Origin of the sequence: Pseudomonas sp., from assembly GCF_035277045.1 — a bacterium.
Taxonomy (GTDB): Bacteria; Pseudomonadota; Gammaproteobacteria; order Pseudomonadales; family Pseudomonadaceae; genus Aquipseudomonas.
The window spans coordinates 1-7,899 of record NZ_DATELE010000201.1 but is presented as its reverse complement, the minus strand read 5'-3'; the positions used below and the strand labels follow the sequence as shown (position 1 = coordinate 7,899).

General features: G+C 67.2%; 6 protein-coding genes. 3 read left to right on the top strand and 3 right to left on the bottom strand.

Features of this window, described 5'->3' with window-relative positions; translation table 11 throughout:
* Both VJS90_RS11295 and VJS90_RS11290 read right to left on the bottom strand, forming a co-directional pair.
* On the bottom strand, window positions 1–1,095 hold a 1,095-nt coding region (locus VJS90_RS11295; RefSeq protein ID WP_324121737.1), incomplete at its 3' end, for a histidine kinase dimerization/phospho-acceptor domain-containing protein.
* Window positions 1,092–1,775 carry a response regulator transcription factor gene (locus tag VJS90_RS11290; protein WP_324121736.1) on the bottom strand — a complete coding sequence of 228 codons (684 nt, stop codon included), beginning with the start codon at window positions 1,773–1,775 and terminating at the stop codon, window positions 1,092–1,094. The genes VJS90_RS11290 and VJS90_RS11295, both read right to left, overlap by 4 nt.
* Window positions 1,776–1,949: 174 nt before the next feature.
* Here VJS90_RS11290 and dsbD point away from each other — a divergent pair, with 174 nt between their 5' ends.
* Together dsbD and VJS90_RS11280 are read left to right on the top strand one after the other, a co-directional pair.
* Complete coding sequence (gene dsbD / locus VJS90_RS11285) at window positions 1,950–3,668, top strand: protein-disulfide reductase DsbD (RefSeq protein ID WP_324121735.1); 1,719 nt, start codon at window positions 1,950–1,952, stop codon at window positions 3,666–3,668.
* Window positions 3,668–4,504 (top strand): TlpA disulfide reductase family protein, encoded by an 837-nt coding sequence (locus VJS90_RS11280; protein WP_324121734.1) that lies wholly within the window; start codon window positions 3,668–3,670, stop codon window positions 4,502–4,504. Before dsbD ends, VJS90_RS11280 begins: the two co-directional genes overlap by 1 nt.
* 493 nt (window positions 4,505–4,997) lie before the next feature.
* Here VJS90_RS11280 and rlmM read toward each other — a convergent pair whose 3' ends face one another.
* Window positions 4,998–6,056 carry a 23S rRNA (cytidine(2498)-2'-O)-methyltransferase RlmM gene (gene rlmM / locus VJS90_RS11275; RefSeq protein ID WP_324121733.1) on the bottom strand — a complete coding sequence of 353 codons (1,059 nt, stop codon included), beginning with the start codon at window positions 6,054–6,056 and terminating at the stop codon, window positions 4,998–5,000.
* 253 nt (window positions 6,057–6,309) lie between these two features.
* On the opposite strand from rlmM, the gene acnA reads away from it, so the two are divergent.
* On the top strand, window positions 6,310–7,899 hold a 1,590-nt coding region (gene acnA / locus VJS90_RS11270), incomplete at its 3' end, for an aconitate hydratase AcnA (protein ID WP_324121732.1).

The window sequence follows — 7,899 nt, the reverse complement described above, 5'->3', positions numbered from 1 at the left end:
GTCGATCACCTGCACATCCAGCTCCACCGGCTCGTCACCCGCGGTGTGGCGCAGCGCGTTGTCGAGCAGGTTGCGCAGGGCCGCCACGGCCAGGGGCGCTGGCATGCCAAGGTAGACCTTGGCCGCCTCCGCTGGCAGCCGCAGGGCAATCCGGCGTTTGTCGCCGCCGCCAGCGTCCTGTACCGCTTGCAGGGCCACCTGCTCGGCGCTGCACGGCACGCCATCGTCGAACGACAGGCTGCCCTCCACCCGTGCCAGCATCAGCAGTTGCTCCAGGGTCCGGTGCAGCCTGTCGGCACCTTGCTCGGCATGCTCCAGAGCCTGCTCGCGCACCGCCCCGTCGGTCATTCGCGCAACCTGCAGGTGGGTCTTGATGGCGGTCAACGGGCTGCGCAGCTCGTGAGCGGCGTCGTCGGTGAGGCGCCGCTCGCGCTCCAGGGCCTGGGCGATGCGCAGAAACAGCTGGTTCTGGGTTTCAAGCAGCGGCTGCAACTCGCTCGGCAGGCCCGCGACCTGCAAGGGCTCGACGCTGTCGGCGCGCCGCCGGCGCAGGGCGTCACGCATGCGGTTGAGCGGCTCGAGCCCTTTGCCCAGGCCGACCCAGAGCAGCCCGAGGCTGCCCAGCAGCGCCATGACCACCGGCGCCGAGGCGGCCAGCAGGATCGAGCGGTTCAGCGCCTCGCGCTCCAGATGGCGGTCGGCGGTGGTGATGCGCACATCGCCCCGGGTGTAGGTGAAGGTGCGCCACAGGGCGCCGTCGATGACCTGGTCCTGGAAGCCGCTGCGCTGGTCATCCATCGAACCGTCGTGCGTGTGGTTGCTGGCCAGGATCTCGCCACGCAGCGAGCTCACCTGGCAGGCCATGCCGTCCGGCACGCTGAGCTGGTCGGCGGCCAGGCGCGTCTCCTGGCCCTTGAGTGGCTGCGGCAATTGATCGATCAGGCCCGCGACCATGCGCGCCGAGGCCACCAGGCGCTGGTCGAGGGAGAACATCATCTGCTGACGCAGGTCCTGGAGCATCCAGGCGGCGGCCAGGGCCCAGATGATCACGAAGGCGCTGCCCAGGATCAGGCTCAGGCGTACCCGCAGGCTCATGACGAGGCGTCCTCGGGCACCTGCGCCGGCCCCAGGCGATAGCCCAGGCCGCGCACCGTCTCGACAATGCCGTTGCCCAGCTTGCGCCGCAGGTGATGGATATGCACGTTAAGAGCGTTGCTCTCGACCTCGTCGCTGAAACCATAGACGCAGTCCTTGAGCTGCTCGCTGCTGAGCACCCGGCCGGGATTGTTGAGCAGCGCCTGAAGCAATGCCTGCTCACGCCGCGACAGGTCGACCGGCCGCCCGCCGAGGGTGGCCACGCAGCTGCTGGGGTCGTAGCACAGTGGGCCATGCTCGATGATGTTCACCGCCCGGCCCACGGCGCGGCGCACCAGGGTGTGCAGGCGCGCCGCGAGCTCGCGCAGGTCGAAGGGCTTGAGCAGATAGTCGTCGCCACCGGCCTGCAGGCCCTCGACGCGGTCGGTGATGGCATCACGCGCGGTCAGGATCAGCACCGGCAGCGTCTCGCCCTGCTGGCGCAAGCGCCGCAGCAGCTTGAGGCCGTCTTCGTCGGGCAGGCCCAGGTCCAGCACCATCACGTCGAACTGCGCCGCCTGCAGCAGGGCCCGGGCCGCCGAGGCCGTGGCCACCCGGTCGACGGTCAGGCCCTGGGCGGCAAGGCCTGCGCTGATGCCGCTGGCGATCAGGTCGTCATCCTCGCAAAGCAGGACGTGCATGAAGGTGCCTCCAAATGAAAGGTGCATTGCACAGGCGAGCGATTAAGACAGGATTATGCCCCGCCGCGCTGCGGTCGTCGCGGGCTGAGCGACCATCGCGCGGTAGCGGGTTAACCCTCGGTTAATCGCCGCGCACCAGCATGGGCCGATCAACTGCATTGCCAAGGCATCGACATGCGCGTTCTCTTCCTTTCACTGATGCTTCTGCTCGCAGGGCCTCTTCACGCCAACCCGTTCTTCAAGCAGCCAGACTTCCTGCCCGTGGAAAAGGCGTTCATGCTGTCCCACGACCGCCTGCCCTCAGGCGAAATGCGTTTGCGCTTCGCGATCAAGGAGGGCTACTACCTTTATCAGAAACGACTGAAGTTCGACGGCTTGCCCGCTGCCCAGCAGCCGGTCCTGCCCGAGGCACTCAATCATCATGATGATTTTTTCGGCGACAGCCCGGTCTACCGCGGCGAGCTGGAACTACGGCTGCCTGCCAGCGCCAGCGGACAGTTGCGCCTCGGCTGGCAGGGCTGCGCCGATGCCGGCCTGTGCTATCCGCCGCAGACGACCTTGATCGACCTGGGCGGCAGCCCGTCCGCGGGCCCCGCGACCGGGCTCGCCAGCGACCAGAGCCTGGCCGGCGGCCTGCGGGATGCGAGCCTCGCCTGGAGCCTGCTGGCGTTCTTCGGCCTGGGCCTGCTGCTGGCCTTCACGCCTTGCTCGCTGCCGATGCTGCCGGTCCTGGCCGGGCTGGTGCTGGGCAACGGGGCCAGCGCTCGCCGCGGGTGGCTGCTGGCCAGCGTGTATGTGTTGAGCATGGCGCTGGTGTATGCAGCCCTCGGGGTGGTCGCCGCGCTGCTCGGCGCAAGCCTGCAGGCCTGGCTCCAGCAACCCTGGCTGCTCGGCAGTCTGGCGGCGCTGTTCGTGCTCCTGGCCCTGCCGATGTTCGGCGCGTTCGAACTGCAGTTGCCGGCTGGCCTGCGAGACCGCCTGAACCAGGCGGGCGAAGGCACCCGGGGCGGCAACCTGTATGGCGCGGCGCTGCTGGGCGCGTTGTCCGGACTGCTCATGGGCCCGTGCATGACCGCGCCCCTGGCCGGTGCGCTGCTGTACATCGCGCAGAGCGGTGACGTGCTGCAAGGCGGGCTGGTGCTGTTCAGCCTCGGTCTCGGCATGGGCGTGCCACTGCTGTTGCTGGTGACCCTGGGCAACCGCTACCTGCCCCGGCCAGGCGCCTGGATGGAGCGGGTCAAGGGCCTGTTCGGCTTTGTCTTCCTCGGCATGGCGCTGTATATCCTGCGCGGTCTGCTGCCGGCTCCGCTGGTGCTGGCCGTGGCAGGCGCCTGGCTCATCGCCCTGGCGTGGGCGTGCTGGCCTGCCCTGCAACGCCTGCCGGCCTTGCGCGCCCTGCCCCTGCTGGGCGCCTTGTGGGGAGGCCTGTTGCTGGTCGGCGCCGCCGCGGGCGGCAGTGACCCTTGGCAGCCGCTGCAACCGTTCGTGGCTGGCTCCCGGCCGCTAGCGTCCGGCCAGGCGCACGATGCCTTCGTCACCGTCAGCCAGCCCGAGGCACTGCAGCGTGAGCTCGACCGCGCCATGGCCCGTGGTCAATGGGTGCTGCTGGATTACTCTGCCGACTGGTGCGTGTCCTGCAAGGTCATGGAACAACAGGTATTCGCCCGTGACGACGTCCAGGCCGGGCTTGCCGGCGTGCACCTGCTGCGCGTGGATGTCACCGCCGACACCCCGGCCAGCCGCGCACTGCTGCAACGCTACCAGGTCCCCGGCCCGCCAAGCCTGGTCTGGATCGGCCCGGAGGGCGAGGAACGCCGTCACCGGCGCATCACCGGCGAGATCGACGCCGCAGACTTCATCCAGCACTGGACGCAGACACGGAGCCAAGGCTGATGCTGACCATGACCCTGGGCCCGCTGACCCTGGCCCTGAACCACCTGCTCCTGCTGTGCGCCCTGCTCATCGCCAGCCTGGTTGGCTGGTGGGTTGCACGCCGCGGCGGGCAGAGCCCGGAATCGGCACTGTTCAACCTGTTCGTGCTGGGCCTGCTCAGCGCCCGGGTGGGCTTCGTGGCGAGCTACTGGGCGATGTACCGGGATGACCTGTCGCAGGTGATCGACCTGCGCGACGGCGGCTTCCTGCTCTGGCCCGGGGTGCTGGCGGTAGTCGCCGGTGCCCTCTGGCAAGGCTGGCGGCATGCGGGCTTGCGCCGGCCGCTGGGCTGGGGCGTGTTCGCGGGCGCCCTGTTCTGGGTGCTCGGCAGCCTGGCCAGTCATTTCCATGGCCAGGGCACGCAGTTGCCGGACCTGATCCTGCGCACAGCCCAGGACCAGCCGGTTGCGCTGGACAAGTACCGAGGCCGCCCGCTGGTGGTGAACATCTGGGCCACCTGGTGCCCGCCCTGCCGACGAGAGATGCCAGTGCTGCAACAAGCCCAGCACGAGCACCCCGGCGTCACCTTCCTGTTCGTCAACCAGGGTGAAACGCCCCAGACCGTGACCACCTTCCTGATGACCACCGGGCTGAACCTGTCGCATGTGCTGTTCGACCAGCAGGGACAGCTCGCGCAGCGCGTCGGCTCGATGGCGCTGCCGACCACGCTGTTCTACAACGCTGAAGGGCGGCTGGTTGACAGTCACCTCGGGGAATTGTCACGGGGCAGCCTGCAGCATGCGCTTGAAGGGCTGGGCGGGTGTCTGGGCAAGGATTGTGGGGGTGGGGACTTGTGAACCGCATCTTGCCTGACACACCGCACGGGATGGTTTTACGGCCCCTGCGGGCCCGATCGCGGCACAAGGCGCGCTCCCACACGTCCGGCGGCGCCCAACAGTACTGCTTTTGATCCAGCACTCGACCTAGGTCTTGCTTTTGCTCTTGCTCTTGCTCTTGCTCTTGCTCTTGCTCTGGCTTTGGCTTTTGATCTACCGCCCCTTTCCAGCAGGCCGAGTGGAGGTGTCGTGAAGGGGCGTGGGCGTAGCCCACCTTCGGCGAAGCCGAAGGCGCGAGCAGGGCCGCGCAGCCCCGTAGCGACACCGGAAGGAGGGGACCCGAAGCGCAGCGTAGGGCCCATGGAGGGGCAAGCCTTTTTGGTTACTTTTGGCTGGGCCGGCACACCGGGCGCTTGTCAAAAGTGACTCGCCGTAAGGGCGAAACCGCCCTCAGCGCCACCTCCGCAAACGGATATTCACCCAACCAAAGCGCCCCAGCGCCCCCAATACTCCCTCACTTCAAATCCAACCGCCGCAAATGACACGTCACCTCCTCCCGATCGTGATACAACTGCTTACACCCAATCGACACCCTCACCTTACGCGCCTTGAACCCTTCTTCAATCCGGTCAAGCAACCGCCGCACCTCCGCATACCGCTGTTTCATCGGCAACTTGAGATTCACCACCGCCTCGCGGCACAACCCCTCCCCCAGCCAGGTCTCCAGCAACGCCGCACTGCGCGCCGGCTTCTCGACGATATCGCAGACCATCCAGTCGACCCTCTGCCGCGGCCGCCAGGTAAACCCGTCCGCCATCAGGTGCTGTACCAGGCCAGTGTCCATCAGGCTCTCGGCCATCGGACCGTTGTCGATCGCGGTCACCAGCATGCCACGCCGCACCAGCTGGTAAGTCCAGCCTCCCGGCGCGGCACCGAGGTCGACCCCCGTCATGTCGCCGGACAGCCGCTGCTCCCACTGATCACGCGGGATGAAATGGTGCCAGGCTTCCTCAAGCTTGAGCGTCGAACGGCTGGGCGCCTCGCGGGGAAACTTGAGCCGCGGAATACCCATGGGCCACAGCGCCGAGTTGCCAGCCTCGGCCAGGCCGACGAACACGCGCCGACCACTGATGAACGTCAGCAACAGGCGCGGGCCCACGCCGCCGTCAACCAGCCGGCCAGCCTTCTCGAGGGCCTTGCGCAGCGGCACTTCGAACTTGCGGCAGAAGGTCGAAAGCTCCTTGCCCTCGTTGCTGTCGACAACCTCCAGCCACAGGCTGGAGCAGACCGGGTGATCGCCAAGATGCGCAAGCAACACGCTGATACGGTCGGTTTCAGGCAATTCGATAAAGCTGCCGCGCGCCCACTGACGCGGGAAGATCAACTGCGAAAAGCGCAATTCACGCATCAGCCGCTCGGCACCGGCGGCGTCATTGCAGACAAATTCGGCGCAGGCGCTCTGCGGCTTGCCCTTGGCGTAACCGGCAACGCCCAGGCGGGCAGCATGCTCGCTGATCTCGGCGCAGACTTCGCCCTCGAAGCCGGGCCGGCAATGCATGAACAGGGTATTCATTTCTCACTCCACGACGGTCGGCGCACATTCCACCAACCCTGACCCGGTGCACAGGCATGCACCGGCAAAGCGCCGCATGATAAAGGAAGATCGGAACCTGCGACATGCCCCGCCGGTCCAGTATTGGGTCAGGGCCGGCAAAGCCGGTCTAGCCTGACCATTCAGCCAGGTCCGTGCCGTGCGGACCCCCACAGAGGCGGTGATACCGGCAACCTCCAGAAATTGTCGGCCACCGGCGCAGAAGGAGTTGGCAATGCCCTCGCTCGATAGTCTGAAAACCCTCAAGAGCCTGACGGTCGCAGGCCGTTCCTACCATTACTTCAGCCTGACGGAGGCGGCTCGCCAGCTTGGCGATCTGCAGCAACTGCCGATGTCGCTCAAGGTGTTGCTGGAAAACCTGTTGCGCTGGGAGGACGGCAAGACCGTCACCGGCGATGACCTGCGCGCGCTGGCCGACTGGCTCAAGGCGCGCCGCTCCGATCGCGAGATCCAGTACCGCCCGGCGCGCGTGTTGATGCAGGACTTCACCGGCGTTCCGGCAGTGGTCGACCTGGCGGCCATGCGCGCGGCCATGGCCAAGGCCGGTGGCGACCCGCAGCGCATCAACCCGCTGTCACCGGTCGACCTGGTGATCGACCATTCGGTGATGGTCGACCGCTACGCCAGCCAGCAGGCTTTCGCCGCCAACGTCGACATCGAGATGCAGCGAAACGGCGAGCGTTACGCGTTCCTGCGCTGGGGCCAGAGCGCGTTCGACAATTTCCGCGTGGTACCGCCGGGCACTGGGATCTGCCACCAGGTCAACCTGGAATACCTGGGCCGTACCGTGTGGACACGTGAAGAAGACGGCCGCACCTATGCCTTCCCCGACACCCTGGTGGGCACCGATTCGCACACCACCATGATCAATGGCCTGGGCGTGCTCGGCTGGGGCGTCGGTGGCATCGAAGCGGAAGCGGCCATGCTCGGCCAGCCTGTGTCGATGCTGATCCCCGAGGTGATCGGCTTCAAGCTGACCGGCAAGCTGCGCGAGGGCATCACCGCCACCGACCTGGTACTGACCGTGACCCAGATGCTGCGCAAGAAGGGCGTGGTCGGCAAGTTCGTGGAATTCTACGGCGACGGCCTGGCCGAACTGCCGCTCGCGGACCGCGCCACGCTTGCCAACATGGCACCGGAATACGGCGCGACGTGCGGGTTCTTCCCGGTCGATGAAGTGACGCTGGAATACCTGCGCCTCTCCGGGCGCCCGGATGAAACCGTGCAACTGGTGGAGGCGTACTGCAAGGAGCAGGGCCTGTGGCGCCTACCGGGCCAGGAGCCCGTGTTCAGCGATTCGCTGGGGCTGGACATGGGCGACGTGGTCGCCAGCCTTGCCGGGCCCAAGCGTCCCCAGGACCGGGTCGCGCTGCCGGATGTCGGCAAGGCGTTCGAGGGCTTCATGGGCCTGCAGCCCAAGCCGCAGAGCAAGGAAGTCGGGCGCCTGGAAAGTGAGGGCGGCGGTGGCGTGGCGGTCGGCAATGCCGCCCAGGCCGACGGTGCCAGCTTCGAACACGGCGGCAGGCATCATTCGCTGCGCGACGGCGCGGTGGTCATCGCAGCCATTACGTCCTGCACCAACACCTCCAACCCGAGCGTGATGATGGCCGCCGGCCTGGTGGCGAAGAAGGCCGTGGAAAAAGGCCTGCAGCGCAAGCCATGGGTCAAGAGCTCGCTGGCTCCTGGCTCGAAGGTGGTCACCGATTACTACGCGGCCGCCGGCCTTACCCCTTACCTGGACCAGCTTGGCTTTGACCTGGTCGGCTACGGCTGCACCACCTGCATCGGTAACTCCGGGCCGTTG